Origin of the sequence: Parendozoicomonas verongulae, from assembly GCF_009711465.1 — a bacterium.
Lineage (GTDB): Bacteria > Pseudomonadota > Gammaproteobacteria > Pseudomonadales > Endozoicomonadaceae > Sansalvadorimonas > Sansalvadorimonas verongulae.
The window spans coordinates 6,553-6,913 of record NZ_SMME01000722.1 but is presented as its reverse complement, the minus strand read 5'-3'; the positions used below and the strand labels follow the sequence as shown (position 1 = coordinate 6,913).

General features: G+C 56.0%; 1 protein-coding gene. It reads right to left on the bottom strand.

Annotation, left to right across the window (positions count from 1 at the left end):
- Window positions 1-148: 148 nt before the first annotated feature.
- A partial coding sequence (locus E1189_RS03955; protein ID WP_230460135.1) for a hypothetical protein occupies window positions 149-361 on the bottom strand: 213 nt, incomplete at its 5' end.

The window sequence follows — 361 nt, the reverse complement described above, 5'->3', positions numbered from 1 at the left end:
GATCTGGGTGGTGACACCGATCAGGGCATCGGTGGCCGCCGTGGCTTGTTTCACTTTCAGCTTGCCGGTGCCAAAGGTCACCAGTTTGCGGCCAGCGAGTGTGCCTTCGGCATGGAATGTTTTGATCAGTCCGTCATTTCTCATGGGATTAGTCCTTTGCACTCTTGTTGTTAAGAGCATGCTTGCCTTGCACGACTGCGTTCACCGCATCCGTAATCGAAATGTTACGGCCCTTCTTGCTCTCGGCTTCCTGATAGGACAGGGCCTGAGAGGCCAGCTCCTGACTGTCGTCTGACTCGCCGTTGTCACCGCCATCGTCAGGAGTCACTTCCTTAAACTCCACCACCTTCGGCAGGCCGGA